Origin of the sequence: Methylicorpusculum sp., from assembly GCF_030651835.1 — a bacterium.
Taxonomy (GTDB): domain Bacteria; phylum Pseudomonadota; class Gammaproteobacteria; order Methylococcales; family Methylomonadaceae; genus Methylicorpusculum.
In genome coordinates this window covers 73,533-95,584 of record NZ_JAUSBX010000004.1, presented here as the reverse complement: position 1 = coordinate 95,584, position 22,052 = coordinate 73,533, and the positions used below count along the sequence as shown (strand labels likewise).

Genomic DNA, 22,052 nt, shown 5'->3' with positions numbered 1-22,052 from the left:
CCGTGGTATCCGCATCCAGAATCCAAGGCTCACTCAACACCGGTGTATAGACTCGCTGAAGGCTTCCTTGTAACCAAGGAATGACTTCCTCTTCCGGCGCTTTGCTGAAGCTGCGCCGCACCGAGTCTTCGCTGACCACCTTGCTCATGCCCAATAAACCGGGATTGACGCCGTCGCCGCGTAAGGCGTTGATGTGGGCATAACGCTGATGGCCCGACAGCACCGACAAGAGCACCGTACCTAAAACATCGGTTTTAGTCGGGGCATTCGGACTCGTCCACTGTAACGGACAGTTCGACACCCACTCGTCAAACAAGCCACTGACGTGCAGGTAGTCGATAAAAAACGGCAACTGCCCCAACGGCGTTACGGCCGCTTGCGGATTCCATTCGACATGAATCCGCCCGCCAAATGTGTCGACCGTTACGGGTTCGGCTAAGGGTATCAATGCTTTTGATTGGCCATCACCCAATGGGTGAGTCATGATCTCTTGCATAAGCGCCTCATTCTCAATTTATATCAATTACTTGAGATAGTTTAGCAAGTTTGAACTGCTCTTTTTAGGATGATGCAACAAGATATCTTGCATGATTGGCGGAATTTATAAAAATGACGAATTACTACCCCCCAAGAATCCTACGACTACCGGAAGCGCAGTATTACGCGGGTATGGGGCGGACCTTGTTTGATCGTGAAATTCGTCCTTATCTTCCCGAAATTCAAATGGGCAACCAAGGCATTGGTTTTGATCGACTTGACCTGGATCACGCTTTAGATGAATATAAAACCCGCAACGTGAGGGTTAAGGAGCAACCATCATGGCAAGAAACAAACTCCCAGGTTTGTACTGGGACAAAAAAACAGGAAAAGGTGCGGTTGACAAACGCATCGACGGGATCGGCAGAGTTCGCCACCGCTTTACAGCAAGCACGCAAGCAGAAGCAGAAACGGAATATCACAGGGCCATAGCCCAAGCAAAAGTTGTTGCTTCGACCCCTGATCGTAAATTATTTCGTGAAGCTGCAACGAAATATTTGATGGAGGAAACTAAGTCAAGCATTGATCGGGATGCTACATGTCTTGCCAACCTTGATCCTTGGATTGGACATTTGAGGGTGGACCAAGTGCATCAAGGTAGCCTTCAGCCGTACATTGATCATCGCAAGGCGTTGGGTATCAAGAGCAAAACAGTGACTCGAGAACTGGCGGTTGTCCGAAGAATATTGACCCTGGCTTCTCGAGTGTGGCGTGACATGGATAATCAATCTTGGTTGCCGAGCGCTCCATTGTTAAGGATGCCTGATTGGAAGGATGCCGCAAAACCCTATCCGCTTTCTATTGATGAGCAACATAAGTTTTTGCATGAACTGCCTAATCATCTTGCTGAAATGGCTCTATTTGCATTGCATGCTGGAGCGAGAGAAAACATTGTGGCAGAGTTGCGTTGGGAATGGGAAATTCGAATTCCAGAAATTGAATCATCAATTTTTCTGGTGCCTGGTGAATTTACCAAGAATGAAACTGCGTGCCTGATCGTGCTGAATAGTGTGGCCCAGAATGTCATCGAGAGTCGACGAGGCATGCAAAACACTCACGTATTTGGATATCGCGGCAAGCCAGTCGATCGGATGCACAATACTGCATGGAAAAAGGCTTGGGTAAGAGCAGAGTTGCCAGTCGGTTCAGATGTGCTGTCGGGACCACACAATTTGCGGCATACCTTTGCTAGGCGTTTGCGGTTGGCAGGGGTGCCATTAGAAACTCGAAAGGTATTGATGCACCATATAGACGGTGATATTACGATTCATTATTCACCAGCAGAGGTTGAGGAACTTCTGATCGCAGTGGAGAAATTGACTAAGATAGAAGGGGTGACCATGTTGCGGTTAGCATCATGATTTACCCATTGGGTAATTTGATAAATAGCAGACATAAAAAAACCAGCTTCCCGAAAAAGCTAACTGGTTGATTTATCTATGATTTGATGGTGGGTCGTGTGCGATTCGAACGCACGACCATCGCATTAAAAGTGCGGTGCTCTACCGGCTGAGCTAACGACCCAACAAAGATTGCCTATTATAATGATTTATTTTCTTCTTGCAACATTTTTTTACTACTATTGATAACGAGTCGGATCAGACACGCCTGCTTCTTCAAATCCTTTTTTTCGCAATCGGCAAGCATCGCATATTCCACAAGCTAATCCAGATTTTGATGCAGAATAGCATGAGACGGTTTGCTGATAATCCACACCTAATTCAATTCCTTTTTTGATTATATCGGCTTTGCTAAGCGTAATAAGTGGAGTATGGATTCGAATGGGATGCCCCTCTACGCCGGATTTAGTAGCCAGAGTAGCCAGCTTTTGGAAGGCTTCTATAAACTCGGGCCGACAATCCGGGTACCCTGAATAATCAACTGCATTCACACCGATAAAAATATCCGAGCAACCGAGCACCTCGGCCCATCCTAGAGCAAAGGATAAAAACAGGGTATTGCGTGCGGGGACATAGGTTACCGGGATGCCTTCCTGAAGCGAAGTGGGAACGGCAATATGTTCATCGGTCAATGCCGAGCCGCCAATGGCACCCAGATCGATATTAATTGTTTTGTGATCAACTACACCGTATTCAACAGCGATGGTTCGTGCAGCATTGAGTTCGGCATTATGCCTTTGTCCATATTCAAAACTCAGGGCATAACAGTGATAACCCTGTTTTTTAGCCATAGCTAAAACGGTGATTGAATCCAGTCCACCGGACAGTAGAATGATTGCTTTACGTTGCATGATTATTTTCCTTGCGCATCATTCCATAACAGTTTGTGAAGCTGTATTTGGAAGCGGACAGGCAATCGATCTTGTAGAATTTTTTCGGCGAGTTCGGTTGGGTTTTGTTCCCCCATAACCGGTGAAAAAAGCACGTCACAGCGTTCATTTAAGCGATATTGCATCATGATGTCTTTGGACCACTCGTAATCGGAATGGTCCCCAATGACAAACTTGACTTGGTCCGATGAACTCAAATAATCAATATTTTCATAACGATTTTTTGAGATTTCGCCGGAACTGGGGGTTTTAAGATCCATGACTTTCACAACTCGCGGATCCACGCCGGAAACATCAAGCGCCCCGCTTGTTTCAAGCGATACCACAAAGCCTCTATCAAGTAGTTTTGTCATCAACTTATTGCAATTCGCTTGAGCCAGCGGTTCCCCGCCGGTGACAGTGACAAAACGAGAGCTATAGCTTTCTACCTGACTGATGATGTCATCAATAGTCAGCCTTTCGCCTCCGGTAAAAGCATAAGCAGTATCACAATAAACACAACGCAGAGGACAGCCGGTCAGGCGAACAAATACGGTAGGCAAACCTACCGTATTTGATTCACCTTGCAGGGAATAAAAAATTTCAGTGATTTTTAATGAACTCACGCTTAGGGCGCACCGCTTTCAATTTGTTGCATTTTTTTAGCCGCTAAATGGGCTGCCGTGGTTCCGGGAAAACGCGTGGTAATTTGTGAAAAATACTCACCGGCTTTCGCTTTATTGTTTTGCTCAAACTCGATATAGCCTAATTTAAGCAGAGCATCACTCACTTTCGGACTGGCCGGATAGTTTGAAACGACTTTACTGAATGCTTCGCGAGCCAAACTGACTTCCTGGTTGACCTTGTAAGCCTCTCCCAACCAATATTGGGCATTATCAGAATACTCTCCGGCAGGATAGTCTTTTAGAAACGCATTAAGAGCGGTAATAGCCTGGCTGTAATGCCCGTCTTTCAGCGTATCGTAAGCTTCTTGATAGCGCTCTTTCCTGGATTTACCACTCACAGCTGCAGCGGAAGCAGCAGGTGCAGGAACCGCTTCAGTAGCTGATACTGCCGGCTTAACCGGTGCTTGCGCAGTAACTGCAGGCTGGGCAGGAATTACCGGAACAGCTGCTGGGGGAGTTGCACTGGCGGCAGGAGGCTGGGCTTCTGGTGCAGGAGCAGCCTTTTCCGCCGAACCCGCTGATCCTGAGGTTTCCAGCGACTGCATACGTTGATCAAGATCGTCATAGATCGTATTTTGCCGTTTTTTCAGCTCGGTAATAGTGAACGCCTGTTCTTCAACAATACCCCTTAATTGTTGCACTTCCGCCTGCAACTGCTCTACTCGACCGAGCACTTCGTAAAGCGTGTTGGTCGAAGAGGGTTTTGCTGTGCTTGCATTAGCCGCTGGATAAGCTGAATTATCATAGACAGACGGCAAAGGGCGCGATTGCGCCCATACAGCACCACTGTTAAAAAATAACAGAAAGAAGAACAGACGTAATTTCATTATTGCCCCTGATAAACCAATTCTACTCTACGGTTAAGTTGCCATGCCGACTCGTCACTTCCCATCGCAGAAGGTTTTTCTTCTCCATAGCTGACCACTTGAAGCTGACTTTCTGAAACACCTTGAACTTTCAGCATACGGGCAACCGATTTACCACGCTGTTCTCCTAAAGCGATGTTGTATTCCGGAGATCCACGCTCATCAGCATGCCCTTCCAAAACCAGACGTGCCCTGGGATGAGCGACTAAATATTTTGCATGGGCCGCAATGACGGGAATAAAATCCTGCTGAACGTCGCTGCTGTCATACATAAAGTAAATAGTGCTTTTTGATAGCGGATTGGAAGGATCGCTAAATTCAGGCCCCATAAACGAATTAGGAAATTGATTATTGTAGCTGCCACTCCCATAACCACCATCGGAACCACTCCCGTATCCGCCGATTTCAGAACCCGTTATACCGGTTCCTGCACCATAACCGGAACTTGACGCATCAGGTGTGCCGCCTTGAGTTGCATCCAATAAATCAGTGCCTTCTTCGGCATCGGAGCTACAACCCGACAACATCACCGAGGACACCGCTAAAGCAACAAGTAGTTTTGTAAATTTCATATCAATTGTTCTCCAAAAAAGTAAGTCATTAATTTTACTGCAAAATTCATTTCAACCCGGGCAAATTATTCCATTTGCTTAAGCTACTGAGGCGACCAGGCAGGCTCTCTAACCGCACCGCCTTCCAGTGTCAATTTTTGATGGGTACGACCGTCAACCGAAACCGCAGATAATACGCCTCGCCCACCCTGACGAGAGGCATAGAGCACCATACCTCCGCTGGGTGAAAAACTGGGCGACTCATCCAAGCGGCCAGCCGTCAAAACATTAATCGACTTGCTGCCCATATCCATTACAGCGACCCGGTAATCTCCGTGATTCCCATGAACCATCGCCAAGTTTCTGCCGTCACTGGAAAAAGCCGCTCCGGCGTTATAGTCACCTTGAAATGTCAAGCGCTTAGCTCCCCCACCATGGGCGGGCATCATATAAAGTTGCGGCTTTCCACCTCGATCGGAGGTAAACACGATACTACTACCGTCTGGCGACCAGACTGGCTCGGTGTCAATCGAGTATTCGCTGGTCAACTTAGTCAGTGAGCGCGTAGACAGGTTCAGAGTGTAGATGTCGGGACTACCGTCTTTAGATAAGGTCAAAGCCAGCTTGGAGCCATCGGGCGACCAACTGGGAGCTCCGTTGATTCCGGGAAATTCAGCCACACGAGAGCGATTACCCGTCGCCAGCACCTGTACATAAATCGCTGAAGATTTACGTTCAAAAGAAACATAGGCGAGCATTTTGCCGTCTGGCGACCAAGCGGGAGACATCAAAGGCTCATAGGACGCAGCAACCGTTTTGGGATTACTGCCATCGGCATCAGCAACCTGCAGCTTAAACTTTCTCCGTCCGTTGGGTTCTGTAACCGATGTAATGTAGGCGATACGGGTACCGAAATCGGATTTCTTGCCGGTTAATTTTTCGTAAATAAGATCGCTGATTCGATGTGCAGACCGGCGCAGCTCATTAGACGGTACGGTCATCTTATAGCCCATCAACGGCTCATTTTTATACACGTTAAACAATTGGAAATCGATATTATAACGTCCACTTTCCGGGGTGATCTGCCCTATCACCAGATATTCCTGCCCTAATACTTGCCAGTTTTTAAACACCACTTCTTCAGGGCGAGTTGGTTTTGTCAGCATTTGCTCTCTGGCTAGCGTGCGAAAATAGCCGGTACGATTTAAATCGGCATCAACAATAGAGGAGACGTCATCCGGCAAAGGAGTGGCGCCTTGCCAGCCGAACGGAACGATGGCAATAGGCACCGCTTTTTCAGAGCCTTGAGTAATCCTGATGGTTAACTCTTCGCTTTGAGCTGCAACAGCATAAACAGCCAGCAGCAGACCCAATAAAATTTTTCTGATCAATTCAATCACGTTTTACCTCTGTAAAATATTCGCCGCACATCAGGGCAGATTAATGGGGCTCAAATTCAAAAACAAAGTTCTTGAATTTACTGTTAAATAATTCTCTGTCGTTGGGCACTGGCAATGGTGAGGCCCTTTTTACTGCATTTTCAGCCGAACGGTCAAACATGTCATCCCCACTGCTTTTGACGATAGACACACTCATCACCTCGCCCGAAGAAAGCAAACTGACTCGCAAAGTGCATTTCAAATTACCATCAGATGAAGCCGGCCGAATCCAAACTCGCTCAACCTTTTGCTCGATCTCTTTTGCCGCTTTTGCCAGCATGTCTTCTCGTGCTTTCGCTAATTCCGCTTGACGGGCTTTTTCAGCGGCGGCTTTAGCTGCTTCTGCGGCTGCTTTTTCAGCTTCGGCTTTACGTAAGGCTTCAGCTTGTTGCTTGGCCAGTTCGGCTAAACGTACCTTTTCTGCTTCTGCTGCTTTTCGCTTCGCTTCTTCTTCCTGTTTACGCTTTTCTGCAGCTGCTTGTTCGGCTTTTTGCTGGGCTATTGCTTCCTGTTTTTTCTTCTCTGCCGCAGCCGCTTCTGCCGCTTTACGTTTGGCCTCCTCTTCTTGTTTACGTTTTTCTGCAGCAGCCTGTTCAGCTTTTTGCTGGGCTATTGCTTCCTGTTTTTTCTTTTCAGCTGCAGCTGCCTCTGCCGCTTTACGCTTGCCCTCTTCTTGTTTACGCTTTTCTGCGGCCGCCTGTTCAGCTTTTTGCTGGGCTATTGCTTCCTGTTTTTTCTTTTCAGCTGCAGCTGCCTCTGCCGCTTTACGCTTGCCCTCTTCTTCCTGTTTACGCTTTTCTGCGGCCGCCTGTTCGGCTTTTTGTTTAGCTAACGCTTCCTGCTTTTTCTTTTCAGATGCAGCAGCCTCTGCCGCTTTACGCTTGCCCTCTTCTTCCTGTTTACGTTTTTCTACTGCGGCCTGTTCAGCTTTTTGTTTTTTTACTTCAGCAGCTGCAGCGGCCGCTTGCTCAGCTTTCAGTTTGGACTGCTCTTGTTGTTTGCGTTGTTCCGCCACCAGTTGCTGAGCCTTCAGTTTTTCAGCTGCTGCATTTTGTTGCGCTGCTTTTTCCTGTTTTTGTTTTTCTGCCGCAACTTGAGCCGCTTTTTGTTTGGCATCCTGCTCTTGTTTACGTTTCTGTTCAGCTGCCTGCTCGGCTTTCTGCTTAGCCACTTCTTGCTGCTTGAGCTGTTCCGCCACCAGTTGCTGAGCCTTTATTTTTTCAGCTTCTGCTTTTTGTTGCGCTGCTTTTTCCTGTTTTTGCTTTTCAGCGGCAACTTGCGCCTCTTTTTGCTTGGCATCCTGCTCGGCTTTCTGCTTAGCCACTTCTTGCTGCTTGAGCTGTTCCGCCGCCAGTTGCTGAGCCTTTATTTTTTCAGATTCTGCTTTTTGTTGCGCTTCTTTTTCCTGTTTTTGTTTTTATGCGGCAACTTGCGCCGCTTTTTGCTTGGCATCCTGCTCTTGTTTACGTTTTTGTTCAGCCGCTTGCTCGGTTTTCTGCTTAGCCACTTCTTGCTGCTTGAGCTGTTCCGCCGCCAGTTGCTGAGCCTTTATTTTTTCAGCTTCTGCTTTTTGTTGCGCTGCTTTTTCCTGTTTTTGTTTTTCTGCGGCAACTTGCGCCGCTTTTTGCTTGGCATCCTGCTCTTGTTTACGTTTTTGTTCAGCCGCTTGCTCGGTTTTCTGCTTAGCCACTTCCTGCTGCTTGCGCTGTTCTGCTGCCAACTGTTCTGCCTTTAGTTTTTCAGCTTCTGCTTTTTGGGCAGCCTCTTCTAATTTTCTTTTTTCAGCGGTAATTTTCTCGGCACGCTGCTTTTCCTGTTCAGCCGTTTGCCGGGCTAAAGCCTGTGCCTGCTTGAGATTTTCTAACTCGATTTTTTTTAACCTTTCCGCTTCCGCTTGGATGACTGCATCATCAATAATAATTGCATCAATAGCTTCAGGCGCTGGATTTGACTCAGGCGTTACCTGGAAATCGAAACTGAATAAAAATACACTGAGCAGCAACAGATGCAGGGATAACGCCAGCGTAAACGGCCAACCGAATTTGCGTGTATTATTCATGCACTTTATTGCTGATGCTGATAAGGCTGCGTCATTAAACCGACTTTGGGAACACCCGCATTTTTCAGGGCCGCCATGGCCGTAATGACTTTGCCATAATCGACATCCTTATCGCCGCGAATAAATACTTGTATTTTCGGCTTGCTTTGCAAAACGTCTGTCACTTTGCTCAACAACTCTTCCGGTTCAACAGGAATACTGGTTTGGCCGCCTAAATCCACAAAATACTGACCATCCTTATCAATCGACACAATAATTGGCGGATCATTTTTTTGTTCGGTCGCTTCGGATTCGGCTTGCGGCAAATCAACATCCACCCCTGTCTGCAACATAGGCGCAGTGACCATAAAAATGATCAATAAAACCAGGGTAACGTCGATGTAAGGAACGACGTTTATTTCTGCCTTTGGCTTTCTTCTTCCATTTTGCCTGCTACTCATTGACTATGTGCCTGCCTCTGTAACAAAACAACAAACTCGTCGATAAACAATTCATACCGTCCGATCAAACGATCCAGATTGGTCGCAAAACGGTTATAGGCAACTACTGCAGGAATCGCGGCAAACAAACCGATGGCTGTCGCAATCAACGCTTCGGCGATGCCTGGCGCAACTTGAGCCAGCGTAGCCTGCTGCACATTACCTAAAGAGCGGAATGAATTCATAATGCCCCAAACAGTGCCGAACAAACCGATATAGGGACTGATAGAACCGACAGTGGCTAAGAACGGCAAATGCTCATCCAGTCGCTCCAGTTCACGGTTTAACTCAATTTTCATCGCCCGTTGCGCATTTTCCACCTGAAACTGAGGATTAATGCCGCCCATTTGGCGCATTCTGGAAAATTCTTTATAGCCCGCCATGAATAATTTTTCTATCCCTTCAGGCTCAAAGTCATCGGATGCCAGACGCTTGTATAACTCGGTCAAATCAACGCCTGACCAGAACTCTTCTTCAAATTCATCAGCAATGATCGCGGCGCGGTTGAATTCCTTGCGCTTGGTAAATATAAAAGTCCAGGAAATCAGCGATGCAACCACCAGGATCAGCATCACCATCTGAACCAAAAAGCTGGCTTCTTTTATTAGATGAAAAAGGGATAAATCAGCATTCATTCTTAAATTGCTCTATTAAAATTTTAGGTATGGCCTTAGGCCGCATAGTTTCCGGATCAACACAGGCGATGCGCACCAATCCCTTGCACAACACATCTTCACCTCGATAAATAAGCTGTTCAAACAACAAACTGGCTTTCTTTTCCTCAATGATCCCGGCAGTAACCGAGATTAATTCGTTAAAACGAGCCGGTTTCAGATAGTCGATTTGAACGGAACGCACAACGAAAATGATCCGTTCATTTCTAATGAGACTATCTTGCTCGAACCCCGCAGCACGGAGCATTTCAGTTCTGCATCGTTCAAAAAATTTCAGATAATTCGCATAAAACACCACACCACCCGCATCCGTGTCTTCATAATAAATACGAATTGGCCACTCAAATTTTTGTAGGGTCATTGTATAGGAACAATACTTGATTTTTCAATGACATCGGATAAAAACCGAACAAACCGCTTCACTCTTATTTTAGGTAAACACATCATCGGTTTCACCCAGGTGTTTCGGCGGTTTTAGACCAAAATGCAGATAAGCATTCTGAGTAACAACCCGTCCGCGCGGTGTACGCATAATAAAACCTTGCTGCAACAAATAGGGTTCCAAGACATCTTCTATGGTTCCCCGCTCCTCACTGATAGCCGCAGCCAGTGTATCCAGTCCTACCGGTCCGCCGTTGAAATTATCTATCATCATTAACAGCAATTTCCGGTCCAATGCATCAAATCCGTTGGCATCCACTTTCAGCATTAACAGCGCGAGATCAGCTACGGACTGGTTAATAATGCCGTCACCTTTAACCTGAGCATAATCGCGCACCCGGCGAAGCAAGCGGTTGGCGATACGCGGTGTTCCACGGGCACGGCGGGCGATTTCAGCAGCCCCGGCATTGTCGATGGCAATGCCCAACAATGAGGCGGAACGCACCACAATACTTGCCAACTCATCAACGGTATAAAACTCAAGCCTCTGCACAATTCCAAAACGATCACGCAAAGGCGAGGTCAATAAGCCAGCACGGGTGGTCGCGCCTACCAGGGTAAAAGGCGGCAAATCCAGCTTGATTGATCTGGCGGCGGGTCCTTCACCGATCATGATGTCAATCTGGTAATCTTCCATCGCCGGGTACAGCACTTCTTCGACCACCGGGCTCAAGCGGTGAATTTCATCAATAAACAGCACATCATGTGTCTGCAGATTGGTCAGCAAAGCCGCCAGGTCGCCTGCTTTATCAAGCACAGGGCCGGATGTGCAACGGATATTGACGCCCATTTCTGTTGCGATAATCATCGCCAGGGTCGTTTTTCCCAGGCCGGGCGGACCAAAAATCAGCACATGATCCAGCGCTTCCTGACGATTCGTTGCCGCTTGAATAAAAATATCCATTTGAGCGCGCAATTCGGGCTGACCGATATATTCACTGAGTTTTTTAGGCCGGATAGCCCTATCGACCCGCTCTTCGTCGCCACGCCCCCGAGAGCTGATTAAACGGTCTTCCTCAATCATCGGCTTGCGCCTTGCAGAGCCAACCGGATTATCGCTTCACAGGTCTTTCCCTCAACGGGAATGCTACGCACCATTTTTGCCGCATCAACCGGCTTATAACCCAATGCGCACAATGCGCTGATCGCTTCTTGCTGGGGTTTTAATTCGGGTAGTAAAACCGACGCGTCCTGACTATTGGCTGAACCGGGCTCATCACCCAAATCCGGCAAACGGTCACGCATTTCAATGATCAGCCGCTCGGCTGTTTTTTTGCCTACTCCGGGCAGTCGTACCAATGCTTGCGTATCGTTATTATGAATACAGCGATGAAAATCTTCGGCGCTTTGACCGGACAAAATCGTCAAAGCCAGCTTGGGCCCTACACCGTTGACCTTGATCAACGCTCTAAACATCAAGCGGTCGGTTTCGGTGGAAAAACCGAATAAAATATGTGCATCTTCTCGGACGACCAAATGAGTAAACAAGGTAACCGGCGCGCCCAAAGCAGGGAGATTATAAAATGTAGTCATCGGCGCTTCGACTTCGTAACCGACACCATTGACATCAATCACCAATTGAGGCGGGGCTTTGACGACCAGCTTGCCACTCAAAAAACCAATCATCGCCAAACTCCCGAACTTAACCGGCGCTCAGTCTGCTGATAATGAGCATGACAAAGACAGATACCTAACGCATCGCCGGCATCGATCTGAAGAGTACCCTGAATATTTAACAAGATTTTTACCATGTGCTGGACTTGCGCTTTCTCAGCATTACCCTTGCCGACCAAAGCCTGTTTGACTTGCCGTGCCGCATATTCAAAAACCGGCAAGCCTGCAGATTGAACGGCACAAATTGCGGCGCCTCGGGCTTGCCCCAGTTTTAGCGCTGAATCGGCATTTTTATGCATGAATACCGATTCAATCGCCATTTGATCGGGCTGATAATTTTCAACAACCTCAACCAAGCCCTTGAAGATCTGCTTCAATCGATCGGGAAAATAGTCCGCAGTGACTTTGATACTGCCACTGGCTATATACCTCGTTCCGTGCGGTAAATCTTCAATAACCCCGTAGCCGGTTATCCGGGAACCGGGGTCTATACCTAAAATTTTTGTCACGTTCGATTTAAACAGCCGGATAGGAAAGGGTTGATTATTTGTATCTGCTCACCCCCTCCAATTATAGTGGGTGTAGGTGGTTGATTGAAAAGGCTTCTGCAACAGGGGGATGTTGCAGAGAGCTACAGGGACGTATTGATGCGTCCTTTGAAATCAAGCACCTATACCCTTAATTCAAAGCGGGCGAGTAGTTACGATTATTTTATGACTCGAATGAATAAGCCCTTAATCAACAGACAGGTTATTCATTATTTCCTCGCTGATATCTGCATTCGAATACACATTTTGCACGTCATCCAAATCCTCTAGACGGTCAATCAGACGCAACAGTTTCTCGGCATCATTTTGATCCAGATCGGCTTGGGTGGCAGCCTGCATGGTCACTTCCGAATTCTCGGGAACGAAGCCCGAGGCAATCAATGATTCTTTAACTTCAAGATAATTTTCAGGGGTTGTCATCACATCGATGGAACCGTCTTCATTGGTCACAACATCATCGACACCCGCTTCCAGCGCCGCTTCGATAATGGCATCTTCGTCCACCGTATCGGGAAAACTGATAATGCCCACTTTAGTGAACAAATAAGCAACAGAACCATCCGTACCCAAATTACCGCCCGCCTTCGTAAATGCATGACGCACTTCACCTACGGTTCGATTACGGTTATCAGTTAAACAATCAACCATGATGGCCGCACCCCCGGGGCCATAGCCTTCGTAACGCACTTCCTCATAATTGGCGCCATCTTGAACACCCAACGCTTTTTTGATGGTGTTATCGATGGTGTCGCGCTTCATGTTTGCGCCCAGCGCCTTATCGATTGCGGTACGCAAGTTAGGATTGCTGGCAGGATCGCCGCCTCCCGATTTAGCCGCGACAGAAATTTCACGAATCATTTTTGTGAAAATCTTGCCGCGTTTGGCGTCTTGTCCGGCTTTTCTGTGTTTTATGTTAGCCCACTTACTATGTCCAGCCATGCTTCTCTCTAAATCTGTAATAAAAAACCGCGGATTCTACCATTCTGCCCGCAGCTTATCGAATTTAAGTCAATGAAAATTCAAGCGATTGATTCGGGGGTCGATCCGGGTAAATTCCGTAGCGAGGACTTTACCCGGATCAAAAGACAATTATCTCAAATAATCCAAAACAGCCAGCAAAGAGGACTCATTGATGAACAAATCCGCCTGCTCCTGGACAATCGGCCGGGCCACTACCCCGCCGAAACCTATAAAAAAAGCACCCGCCTGCTTGGATTCAAGATCGGTTTTTCCGTCGCCAACCATCGCCAGACGTTGGCCGTTTTGACTTAACTGTTTACAAACCTGGGCTTTTCCGCCGGCTCTGGCCAATGTTGATTCGCGATCAAAGTCGCGATAACTGCCATCTTCGTTAAAAAAGATATCCACCGCAAACACGTGGCTTTCAGGTAAATTGAGCAGTGACGCCATGGGCCATATCGCCTGACGGATTCCGCCACTGACAATATAGACAGACTTACCCAGTGCCGTTAACTCACTGAACAGTGTCTCAACACCGGCAACTTTTTCGCGGATATATTCATCCGCCAACCAGTCAATAGCTTGCTTATCCGGCTTTATCATTTCCAGTCGGTGACCGTAAACGGCCTCTAACGGCAGCTCGCCGTTCATTGCCTGATCGGTCAAACGGGCCATTTCTTCACCCATGCCCGCTCTTTTTGCCAATTCATCTATCCCTTCGATCTTGCTCAGCGTGCTGTCAAAATCAAAACAGATATTGTCAAAACTCATAGAATGACCTGGGCCGCGCGATGAACTGCTGGAATGTCACACAATTGAGCCAGTAAATCATCATTCAACGGCTCTGAAATACTGATTACCGCCATAGCCAGTTCATTATTGGCCCCGCCGACTTCCATCCGGCTAATATTGATGTTGGATTCGCCCAAAACGCTGCTGATAGATGAAATTACACCGGGCTTGTCATCATGGCGGGTAAAAATCAAAGTACCTTCAGGCACGACCTCAACTTCGAACTGATCTACCTGAACCAGACGAGGACGGCGCTCACCCAATAATGTGCCGGACAGACTGACAGATTCATTACCAAAAAATCCGGTCACTTTGACCAGTGATAAAAAGTCATGTGTTTCCTCGGTTTTCGATTCAACGAGCGAAATACCTTGACGCTTGGCTATTTTTTCAGCGTTGACTCGGTTTACCGGCGTTGAAACCTTGCCGGATAAAACGCCAACCAATGCTTCAATTGATACCGGCCTGACATCAACTTCAGCCGCTTTACCGAATAAAGCCACTTCGATACGTTCCAAAGGTTGAGTAGCAAGTCCGGCAAGCACTTTGCCGAGAATATTGGCCAAGCCCATGTACTGGCTTGCTTTTTTCAATTGTTCAGCGGATAGGCGCGGCAAGTTCAAGGCATTGACTGCCTCGCTGGTTTTAAGATAAATCACGGCTTGTCTGGCGATTTCAACACTGACGGCCACTTGAGCTTCTGCTGTAGACGCACCCAAATGCGGCGTAAAAACAATATTGTCCAACTCCAGCAGCGGTGAATTTACCGGTGGCTCGTGTTCAAACACATCCAGAGCGGCTCCAGCTATGCGATTGTTTTTCAAGGCATCATAAAGCGCCGCTTCATCTATCAATCCGCCTCTGGCACAATTGATGATCATCGCTTCTTTTTTCATCATGGCCATTTGTGCGCTGCCGATAATACCTTTTGTTTTTTCGATCAAAGGGCAGTGCAAAGTCAAATAATCGGCACGTTTAACCAGTTCTTCCAAATCGACGGATTGAACGCCGTAACGCTCAAAAATTTCAGGCGTCACAAACGGATCATAAGCAATCACTTCCATGCCCAAACCTAGACCACGCTGAGAAGCAATACGACCAATAGTGCCAAAACCGAGGATAGCCAGCGTTTTATGTGCGACTTCAGAACCCATCAGCTTCGAACGCTCCCATTTTCCGGCACGGATGGAGCGATCGGCAGCGGGTAAATGACGGCTCAGCGATAACATATGGGCAATGGCCAATTCTGCCGTTGTCGTTGCATTGGCATCAGGCGTGTTCATGACAATAATGCCCTGCTCAGTCGCAGCGGCGATATCGACGTTATCGACACCGATCCCGGCACGACCTACGACTTTGAGTTTCGTCGCCGCTTTCAGCACTTTTTCAGTTACTTTAGTATCGCTACGAATCAACAGCGCATCATACTCACCGATAATTTGACACAATTCGTCTTCTTTTAAACCCGTTTGAATATGAATATGGATTCCATCCTGATCATTCAGGTAATTGATGCCTGCTTCAGCTAATTTGTCGGATATGAGTATTTTGTACATGACCAGAAATTTGAAAGAAAGTGAAAGTTAAAGTGCATAGCTTAACAGTTTTGACGGCATTGCAGTAACTCGAAATTAATGTGAATTAGTAAAGCCCGTCTAATAGTCTGTTTACTAAAAAAATCAGTGCATAAGTCTTCATTGATAGTGAGCGCTGCTTAAACAGACGTAATGGCAACCTTCAGCAATTCCCAGTTTGATGATAATAAAGGGTAGGCGAGCTTTGCGGGGATGTCGGCAGCAGGGATGCTGCCGTTAAGCCTCCATGAATGGATCTACGGCCTTCCTCGCAAGGCTTTCGCCTACCCTCCAAGACACATTAAAAGTTCAAACTGGAAATTGCTGGGCAACCTTATCGGTCGTAATTTCTTCAATATTTTCGTGATAAGCTTTTATACTTTTGTTACTTCAAATTTTGGCACCCAATTTCCTTCTCTCTCCGGAAAATAGGGCTGAAGGATAGATACAACCGATTTCTCGTGCGAACACTATAACAATAATAAGCAGGCCTTCCTGGAAACAGATGCCTGCATTTTCACCGCCATACCAAATCCAGAGCAGAGGCACAGCCCTCAACACCAACAAAACGATAGCGTTGGCTGTGTTAAATGCGAAGCTTCTTTTGGATATTGGCGGTACAACTGATTAAGGAGTATGGCATTGCGAACCAAAAGCAGATTTTTTCTAGATTTTATCAAGCTTGCCGGACCTTTTTGGCAATCCGAAAATAAAAACACCATTATTGGTTTTTCGGTGGCATTGGTGGTCTTGACCATCCTGCAAATCGCTATTTCAGTCGTGATCACCATGTGGAGCGCCGCATTATTCGACGCACTGGACCAACAATCAATGACCAAGTTTTTTACCCAGGTCGGCCTTATCGTATTGATTTTTATCGCCAATATGGCGGTTACAGCGTCTCATGTCATGGTTAAACGCCGCTTGCAACTTGATTGGCGCGGCTGGTTGACTAATAAATTAATCGGCCAATGGATGCACAACGGCCGGCATTATCTGATTACCCATATTCCCGGCAAGCACGACAATCCTGACGGCAGGATCGCCGAAGATATTCGCATTTCTACCGAATTAGCCATTGATCTGACTCATAGTTTGCTGTACTGCGTATTGTTGCTGATCAGCTTCACCGAAATTCTTTGGGATTTATCCGGAACCATCACCCTTAACCTGTTTTTGGTCGAAATACCCATAGCCGGACATCTTGTCTGGTTATCCATAATCTATGCAGCCTGCGCATCAACTCTGGGTTGGTGGATAGGCCGCCCCCTTACCAAGGCAACTGACGACAGACAAACGGTGGAAGCTAATTTCCGTTTTGGCTTGGTTAAAGCCAGGGAAAACTCCATGGCCATCGCTTTGATCCACGGTGAACGGCATGAAAACCCTCACTTTCATGCCTTGTTTGGCGACATCATTACTGTCTGGCATCAGCAAACCAACGCATGGGCAAAAATATTGCTATTCAGTTCAGGTTATTCGGTTTTGTCCATGGCCTTTCCTATCCTGGTTTCAGCACCCCGTTATATCCTGGGCAACATCAGTCTCGGAGCCTTGATGCAATCAGCGCAAGCCTTTCAGCACATGGTTTCTGCCTTGTCATGGCCGGTTGACAACATGGGCAGGGTCGCCGAATGGCGGGCCTCGGTGGAACGGGTCTTGGGACTCAATGAAGTATTGGTTCAACTGGAGGAAGAAATAGCTAAACCCGATCCTCACCGCATCCTTATTAAAAAGAATGAACAGTCGATTTTGCGTTTCGACAAACTTTGCCTGTCACGTCTGGATGGCATAGTTTGTATCGAAGGACTGGATGAGGAAATCAACGCAGGCGAACGGATATTACTCGCCGGCAATCCCTATACCGGCAATAAACTGTTCAAAGCCATGGCACGTCTATGGCCTTGGGGCGAGGGAACGATTGAATTACCGGACGACGACCCGATGTTTTTTATGCCGCCCCGCCCTTACTTACCGACAGGTTCTTTGCGTATGGCAATCTGCTATCCTTCCGAAAGCGAAGCCTTCAATCAAGAAGCACTGGAATCAGCTCTGGAACGAGTAGGACTGACTGATCTGATTCCCCAGTTAGATGAAACCGGTGATTGGGAAAAGAACCTGGAGCGTGAGCAACAACAACGACTGGGCATGGTGCGCTTACTGTTGCACCGTCCAAAATGGATCATGATGCAGGAAGCCTTCAATTCGCTTAATCCGGAAGACGAGGTTGAAATGATACGCATGATCATGAGAGAGTTTCCAGACTCAACCCTACTGACGATAACCAAGCAACCGGCCGTCAGAGCATTACATAAACGGCAAATAATCCTGATTTGAAAGGCGTGTTAAGCCCGATTCTTTGAGGTTCACATTCCGCTTCTATCTCCCCTGTTGATTTGAGTCAACGCCAATTCAAATCAGGGGAGGCAGGCGGAATTATTATCAATTAGTCATTTTCACTATCGACCGGCAAGACTTGATAGACTAGTGATAACCCGCATTAACCCTAGGAGCCGCCACTTAACATGCCCTTTAACATCAGGATCATGGGCCTTGCTCTGGCTTTACTCATCACTGCCGCCGTTTTTTGGACATCCAAAAACCAATCTTTGCAGGCACCCGATGTCTCATTTTTGACCATCACCGGCCAAACCCTTCAGTTAAGCTCGTTTAAAGGTAAACCTGTCATTGTTACGTTTTGGGCGACAGACTGCGCTGTTTGCGTTAAAGAAATTCCGGATCTGATTGACCTTTATCAGACTTACCGGGATAAGGGACTTGAAATCATCGCAATTGCCATGTATTACGACCCGCCAAATCATGTGGTTGAAATGTCCAAAGCAAAACAGATACCCTATCATGTCGCTTTGGATTTACGCGCCGAACAGGCACGCGCATTCGGCGAGGTGCGATTGACGCCAACCACTTTCGTAATCGACGCTGACGGAATGATTGTTCAACACATCACCGGCGCATTTAAACCCGCCGAATTATCTCGGCTGATTGAAACCTTATTAGTAACGACTCGCCCGCTTTGACTTGAGGGTGTAGGCGATTGATGTCAAAGAACGCGTGAATACGTTCCTGACGCTCTCTACAACAACCCTGTTGCAGGGGCCTTTTCAATCAACCACCTACACCCAATAAAATTGAAGGGGGTTGAGCCGATACCCCTATTTAAAAGGATAAGCTTATGCTTTGGCTAAAAGCGTTACATTTGATTTTTATGGTGACCTGGTTTGCAGGACTGTTTTACCTGCCCCGTCTGTTCGTCTATCACGCCATGAGTTCCGATGAAATCAGTAACGAACGCTTTAAAGTCATGGAACGGAAATTGTTTTTCGGCATCATGACACCGGGCATGATTGTCACCTTTATATTCGGCATCTGGATGCTGGTTGATTATGCCTGGGTGATGTACTCACAAAACGGGTGGCTGCATGTAAAACTGACGATGCTCGCGCTAATGGTGATTTACCATGTTTATTGCGGCAAATGGCTGCTGGATTTTAAACATGACCGCAATACGCATTCCCATGTTTATTTCCGGTGGATGAACGAAGTGCCCGTGCTGTTTCTGATCGGCATTATCATTTTGGCTGTCGTCAAACCGTTCTGAGCCTGTGATGACCCGCGACAGACCGTCTGTTCTTTGTTTTTCCGGCCATGACCCCAGCGGCGGCGCCGGCATTCAGGCCGACATTGAAACGCTGATCAGTTTCAGCTGTCATGCCGCCAGTGTTATTACGGCACTCACCGAGCAAGACAGCCTCAATGTTAAAAAAATTATTCCGCAAAGACTTGAAGACATTATCAGTCAGGCAAGGACCGTCCTCGCTGATTTTCCGGTTCAAGCCTTTAAAATCGGTTTGATAGGACACCCTGAAACGGCTAAAGCCATTGCCGGGATTTTACAGGACCACCCCCATATACCTGTCGTTCTGGATCCGGTTTTAGCAGCAGGCGGTGGAACGGAACTGGCTACAGAACAACTGTTGGACACCATCAAAACCCGGTTGTTACCGCTAACCCATATCCTGACGCCCAACAGCATCGAAGCTCGGCGGCTATCCGGCGCTGAAGATCTGACTGATGCCGCCATGAAACTGATGAAGATGGGCTGTAAAGCCGTGTTGATTACCGGCACGCACGAAAACACCGATGCCGTATCCAATCAGTTGTATCAGGACGGTGAGATGATAAAATCATTTAATTGCACCAGGCTACCCTATAGCTACCACGGTTCGGGCTGCACACTGGCAGCCGCGCTAGCCGGCCTCATAGCACAAGGCTTGAAGCTTCCGGATGCCGTATCACGCGCCCAAGACTATACCTGGAACGCGCTGCATAACGCTTACCGTCCAGGCCAGGGCCAACACAATCCCGCACGATTATTTTGGACAACCACTTCCTTATGAAACTGCCGTCTAAAGGGCTTTATGCCATTACACAAACTGAACATAAAAGCGCGGAAACCGTAATCCAGGAAGTTGCGGCCGCCATTAGAGGCGGAGCCGTTATCGTTCAATACCGCGATAAACAGCCTACCGATGCCCTGGCGCTAGGTCATGCCTTGCTGGCTTTATGCAGAAGCCATAAAGTCCCGATGATTATCAACGACAGTATTGACTTGGCGGCTCAGCTAGACGCAGACGGCGTCCATTTGGGCAGAGAGGATGGACTGATTGCAAAAGCCCGTGAACGGCTGGGTGATACAGCGATTATCGGGGTCTCTTGTTATAACGACCTGGCACGCGCTAAAGCTGCTGAACAAGAGGGAGCGAACTATGTCGCATTCGGGCGGTTTTTCCCTTCCAATTCGAAACCTTTGGCCGCTCCGGCAGAATTGGCCACGCTTCGCCTAGCCAAACAACAACTGGCGCTTCCCATCGTTGCGATTGGCGGCATTCTCCCCGAAAACGGACGTCAGTTAGTGGCAGCCGGTGCTGATTTTCTGGCTGTGATTGGCGGACTGTTTGACCATGAACCGGAACAGGCTGCACGGACTTATCAGGCCCTGTTTGAATAATTTCCGGAAAAGAAAAAAAGTGATGATCCGATGAACGTTTTAGCGAGTATTTTGCTGCTGTTTTTATCCGCTTGCGCCCCATTAAACGAAGCAGCGCTCGCGCCAACGCAACAAGGCAAACAACTGGCATTTGACCGCAACAAGGGCAATTGCCTCGCTTGTCACGCCATTGAAGACGGAGAATCACCCGGCAACATTGGTCCGGCATTGACTAAACTGCCAACCCGCTTTAAAAACAAACAACAACTCAGGGAACAAATTCAGGATGCCACCGTTTTTAACACTGAAACCAGTATGCCGCCATACGGTCGAAACCGGATTTTAACGGAAGCGGAAATCGACGCCATTGTTGAATACCTTTGGCTCCTGAATTAATCTGTTTACGCGCTAAACAGACCATTGATCGACTCTTTGAGCACGCCAGCATTTTATTATCTTAGCTTACACCCAACCACCATGACTAAAACACCGACACCCAAAAAACCTCTGCTAATTGCTCTTTTGACCACTGCTGTTTTAGCAACCGCAGGGCTATCCTATTATTTTTCCACCTCTCAAGAAATCGGGACGGTGCCGGAACAAATAGTTGCAGATACTGCGAAAAAGTCAGTCGAAAAGCCGGATGTAGCAATGGCTTTAACCGATTTATTTGGTATTTCAGGCCCTGGCGACTCGATCAAAACTGCACCTGATGCATTAACCGGCCTCTGGTTCGAGCAAAGTTTTTCAGTCGAAAATCAACAATACCATGTCGTGTTTACCAAAACCCAGACGGTAGATCCTGAAATAAATGCACCTTTTGACAGTCATGTTCAAGGAGTTATTGTCGGTGCAGCAACCTATGTGTTGAAAGATGATGCATGGCAACTGGTTGGCAAACAAAAGGAAATCGGTGAAATCGGCTCATGGGGCGATGCACCGGAAGTAAAAAATGCAGCCATATTGACGCTATCGCCCTCACAAATCGCCTTTATGATCGACTTTGGCTACGGTATGGGCGGCTTTTTTGAGGAAGGAAAAGTGCTATTTGGTTTTAGCAATAACACGTGGCAGGATCTCGGTTTTATCCAAACCGGTTCAAATAATTCCGGCTCTTGCGACGATACCGAACAAGCGGAAGATCCCGATTCGCCGCTAATGGGGCCTTGCTGGGGCTATACCGGCACTATCACTGCGTTACCGGAAACACACAACAACTTCCCTGACTTATTAATCGTCAAGCAAGGCACCGAAATAACCGAAGAGCAAAAAAAGCCCGTTCCCGCTAAAGATTCGACCTACATTTTTGACGGACAGAAGTATGCAGATGCGACAGGCGACGAGTAAACAGGCATTAAGCCGATAAGGTCAGCATAAAAATCGGACGCGGGTTAGTTGGCAACAAGCATAGCGCTTGCTCCATACCTTTTCTACACACAAAAAAATGCGGCCGTAAAAAGCCGCATTTGGAGAAGGATATATTTGTTCCAGCACTGCTACTGGAACTGTTCTGAAGTTTATCGCCAAGTTAATATTTTCAAATGCGGCTAATTGT

General features: G+C 47.5%; 25 protein-coding genes and 1 tRNA gene. 8 read left to right on the top strand and 18 right to left on the bottom strand.

Features of this window, described 5'->3' with window-relative positions:
• On the bottom strand, positions 1-496 hold a 496-nt coding region (locus Q7V32_RS00665; RefSeq protein ID WP_304895062.1), incomplete at its 3' end, for a hypothetical protein.
• A 322-nt stretch (positions 497-818) separates the two neighbouring features.
• Here Q7V32_RS00665 and Q7V32_RS00660 point away from each other — a divergent pair.
• Positions 819-1,898, top strand: a complete 1,080-nt coding sequence (locus tag Q7V32_RS00660) for a tyrosine-type recombinase/integrase (RefSeq protein ID WP_304895061.1) — start codon at positions 819-821, stop codon at positions 1,896-1,898.
• 87 nt (positions 1,899-1,985) lie between these two features.
• Here the strand turns inward: Q7V32_RS00660 and Q7V32_RS00655 are convergent.
• From Q7V32_RS00655 to serA, 17 genes are all read right to left on the bottom strand, one after another.
• Positions 1,986-2,061 (bottom strand) — tRNA-Lys (locus Q7V32_RS00655).
• A gap of 55 nt (positions 2,062-2,116) precedes the next feature.
• The gene (gene queC, locus Q7V32_RS00650) at positions 2,117-2,788 is read right to left on the bottom strand and encodes a 7-cyano-7-deazaguanine synthase QueC (RefSeq protein WP_304895060.1); all 672 of its coding nucleotides are present in this window, start codon (positions 2,786-2,788) and stop codon (positions 2,117-2,119) included.
• 2 nt (positions 2,789-2,790) lie between these two features.
• Positions 2,791-3,432, bottom strand: coding sequence for a 7-carboxy-7-deazaguanine synthase QueE (gene queE / locus Q7V32_RS00645; protein ID WP_304895059.1), 642 nt, complete (start codon positions 3,430-3,432; stop codon positions 2,791-2,793).
• A 2-nt stretch (positions 3,433-3,434) separates the two neighbouring features.
• Entirely contained in the window at positions 3,435-4,319 is an 885-nt protein-coding gene (gene ybgF / locus Q7V32_RS00640) for a tol-pal system protein YbgF (protein ID WP_304895058.1), read from the bottom strand.
• The gene (pal, locus tag Q7V32_RS00635) at positions 4,319-4,930 is read right to left on the bottom strand and encodes a peptidoglycan-associated lipoprotein Pal (protein WP_304895057.1); all 612 of its coding nucleotides are present in this window, start codon (positions 4,928-4,930) and stop codon (positions 4,319-4,321) included. Before pal ends, ybgF begins: the two co-directional genes overlap by 1 nt.
• Positions 4,931-5,013: 83 nt before the next feature.
• Positions 5,014-6,306 carry a Tol-Pal system beta propeller repeat protein TolB gene (gene tolB, locus Q7V32_RS00630; protein ID WP_304895064.1) on the bottom strand — a complete coding sequence of 431 codons (1,293 nt, stop codon included), beginning with the start codon at positions 6,304-6,306 and terminating at the stop codon, positions 5,014-5,016.
• 43 nt (positions 6,307-6,349) lie between these two features.
• The gene (locus Q7V32_RS00625; protein ID WP_304895056.1) at positions 6,350-7,672 is read right to left on the bottom strand and encodes an energy transducer TonB; all 1,323 of its coding nucleotides are present in this window, start codon (positions 7,670-7,672) and stop codon (positions 6,350-6,352) included.
• A 93-nt stretch (positions 7,673-7,765) separates the two neighbouring features.
• On the bottom strand, positions 7,766-8,407 hold the full coding sequence (tolA, locus tag Q7V32_RS00620) for a cell envelope integrity protein TolA (RefSeq protein ID WP_304895055.1): 642 nt from the start codon (positions 8,405-8,407) through the stop codon (positions 7,766-7,768).
• Positions 8,408-8,412: 5 nt separating this feature from the next.
• Entirely contained in the window at positions 8,413-8,847 is a 435-nt protein-coding gene (tolR, locus tag Q7V32_RS00615) for a protein TolR (protein WP_304895054.1), read from the bottom strand.
• Positions 8,844-9,521: a protein TolQ gene (gene tolQ, locus Q7V32_RS00610; protein WP_159655225.1), complete on the bottom strand. Its 678-nt coding sequence runs from the start codon at positions 9,519-9,521 to the stop codon at positions 8,844-8,846. The genes tolR and tolQ overlap by 4 nt, the downstream gene beginning before the upstream one ends.
• Positions 9,511-9,921 (bottom strand): tol-pal system-associated acyl-CoA thioesterase, encoded by a 411-nt coding sequence (gene ybgC / locus Q7V32_RS00605; RefSeq protein ID WP_304895053.1) that lies wholly within the window; start codon positions 9,919-9,921, stop codon positions 9,511-9,513. Before ybgC ends, tolQ begins: the two co-directional genes overlap by 11 nt.
• A 69-nt stretch (positions 9,922-9,990) precedes the next feature.
• Positions 9,991-11,025, bottom strand: coding sequence for a Holliday junction branch migration DNA helicase RuvB (ruvB, locus tag Q7V32_RS00600; RefSeq protein ID WP_370690795.1), 1,035 nt, complete (start codon positions 11,023-11,025; stop codon positions 9,991-9,993).
• A complete protein-coding gene (gene ruvA / locus Q7V32_RS00595; protein WP_304895052.1) occupies positions 11,022-11,627 on the bottom strand; it encodes a Holliday junction branch migration protein RuvA in 606 nt (201 codons plus the stop codon). Before ruvA ends, ruvB begins: the two co-directional genes overlap by 4 nt.
• On the bottom strand, positions 11,624-12,124 hold the full coding sequence (gene ruvC, locus Q7V32_RS00590) for a crossover junction endodeoxyribonuclease RuvC (protein ID WP_159655217.1): 501 nt from the start codon (positions 12,122-12,124) through the stop codon (positions 11,624-11,626). Before ruvC ends, ruvA begins: the two co-directional genes overlap by 4 nt.
• Before the next feature lie 225 nt (positions 12,125-12,349).
• The gene (locus Q7V32_RS00585; protein WP_304895051.1) at positions 12,350-13,102 is read right to left on the bottom strand and encodes a YebC/PmpR family DNA-binding transcriptional regulator; all 753 of its coding nucleotides are present in this window, start codon (positions 13,100-13,102) and stop codon (positions 12,350-12,352) included.
• Between the two features lie 150 nt (positions 13,103-13,252).
• On the bottom strand, positions 13,253-13,894 hold the full coding sequence (locus tag Q7V32_RS00580) for an HAD-IB family phosphatase (protein WP_304895050.1): 642 nt from the start codon (positions 13,892-13,894) through the stop codon (positions 13,253-13,255).
• The gene (gene serA, locus Q7V32_RS00575) at positions 13,891-15,471 is read right to left on the bottom strand and encodes a phosphoglycerate dehydrogenase (RefSeq protein WP_304895049.1); all 1,581 of its coding nucleotides are present in this window, start codon (positions 15,469-15,471) and stop codon (positions 13,891-13,893) included. The genes Q7V32_RS00580 and serA overlap by 4 nt, the downstream gene beginning before the upstream one ends.
• Positions 15,472-16,125: 654 nt before the next feature.
• Between serA and Q7V32_RS00570 the strand changes: the two genes are divergently transcribed.
• The 7 genes from Q7V32_RS00570 (at position 16,126) to Q7V32_RS00540 (ending at position 21,844) form a co-directional block, all read left to right on the top strand.
• Positions 16,126-17,826 (top strand): ABC transporter ATP-binding protein/permease, encoded by a 1,701-nt coding sequence (locus Q7V32_RS00570; RefSeq protein WP_304895048.1) that lies wholly within the window; start codon positions 16,126-16,128, stop codon positions 17,824-17,826.
• Positions 17,827-18,014: 188 nt separating this feature from the next.
• A complete protein-coding gene (locus Q7V32_RS00565) occupies positions 18,015-18,527 on the top strand; it encodes a peroxiredoxin (RefSeq protein ID WP_304895047.1) in 513 nt (170 codons plus the stop codon).
• 155 nt (positions 18,528-18,682) lie between these two features.
• Positions 18,683-19,108 (top strand): protoporphyrinogen oxidase HemJ, encoded by a 426-nt coding sequence (gene hemJ / locus Q7V32_RS00560; RefSeq protein WP_304895046.1) that lies wholly within the window; start codon positions 18,683-18,685, stop codon positions 19,106-19,108.
• A gap of 7 nt (positions 19,109-19,115) precedes the next feature.
• Positions 19,116-19,907 carry a hydroxymethylpyrimidine/phosphomethylpyrimidine kinase gene (locus Q7V32_RS00555; RefSeq protein ID WP_304895045.1) on the top strand — a complete coding sequence of 264 codons (792 nt, stop codon included), beginning with the start codon at positions 19,116-19,118 and terminating at the stop codon, positions 19,905-19,907.
• Complete coding sequence (gene thiE, locus Q7V32_RS00550; RefSeq protein WP_304895044.1) at positions 19,904-20,518, top strand: thiamine phosphate synthase; 615 nt, start codon at positions 19,904-19,906, stop codon at positions 20,516-20,518. The genes Q7V32_RS00555 and thiE overlap by 4 nt, the downstream gene beginning before the upstream one ends.
• Positions 20,519-20,548: 30 nt before the next feature.
• Entirely contained in the window at positions 20,549-20,893 is a 345-nt protein-coding gene (gene soxX, locus Q7V32_RS00545) for a sulfur oxidation c-type cytochrome SoxX (protein ID WP_304895043.1), read from the top strand.
• A gap of 81 nt (positions 20,894-20,974) precedes the next feature.
• Entirely contained in the window at positions 20,975-21,844 is an 870-nt protein-coding gene (locus Q7V32_RS00540) for a hypothetical protein (RefSeq protein WP_304895042.1), read from the top strand.
• The last annotated feature ends 208 nt before the right edge of the window (positions 21,845-22,052 follow it).